This is a genomic window from Mesorhizobium sp. WSM4887 (genome assembly GCF_029625865.1).
In the GTDB taxonomy this organism is placed as follows: Bacteria; Pseudomonadota; Alphaproteobacteria; order Rhizobiales; family Rhizobiaceae; genus Mesorhizobium.
The window spans coordinates 1-777 of record NZ_JARTVP010000038.1 but is presented as its reverse complement, the minus strand read 5'-3'; the positions used below and the strand labels follow the sequence as shown (position 1 = coordinate 777).

Below are 777 nucleotides of genomic sequence, written 5' to 3'. Positions count from 1 at the left end.
TTGGCGAAGGCCTTTGATCTGTAGCAGGAGCCGTTGTCGGTCATGACGCGGGCTATCGTGACGCCGAGGCTGGCGTAATAGGCGACCGCGGCCTTGAGGAAGGCGATGGCGCACTCCTTTTTCTCGTCGGGCAGGATTTGCGAGAAGGCGATGCGGGACGCGTCGTCGATGCAGACATGGACGAACTCCCAGCCGGCGCCGCGCGACTTGCCCTTTTGCGGATCGCCGGTGATACGATGGCCGACTTGGCTGAAGCGGCCGAGCTTCTTGATGTCGATATGGATCATCTCGCCGGGATGCTCCCGCTCGTAGCGCCGGACCGGTTCGGCCGGCTCGATATCCCTGAGCCGCGACAGCCCGGCACGCTTGAGAACCCGGCTGACGGTGGCGGGCGAGACGCCGACCTCATGGGCGATGTGCTTGCCGGTCAGCCGCTGGCGACGCAAGGCTGCGATGCGCTCGGCCACGGACTGTTCGGTCAGGCTCGGCATGACGGTGGGCCGCGACGAGCGGTCGACCATGCCGGCCCGCCCTTTGGTCTTATAGCGCTCGACCCAGCGCGCCACGATCTTGGCCGACACGCCATAGACGCGCGCCGCATGGGCTTTGGAAAAAGCGCCTTCTATCACCGATAACGCCATCTCCTCTCGACGCAGCGGTGTGAGACGGGCATTCTTGTGGATGTTCATTCGGACCCTCCGATGGATGCTGAAGCGTGGTAACTCCAGTCTCCTCGGTCCGGTCCGAATGGACAACCTCTCGAAAGCTCACACCTAG

Annotated in this window: 1 protein-coding gene; it reads right to left on the bottom strand. The window is 63.8% G+C overall.

Annotated elements, in window-relative coordinates:
* On the bottom strand, positions 1-689 hold a 689-nt coding region (locus P9230_RS32220; RefSeq protein ID WP_278052568.1), incomplete at its 3' end, for an IS481 family transposase.
* Positions 690-777 lie beyond the last annotated feature (88 nt).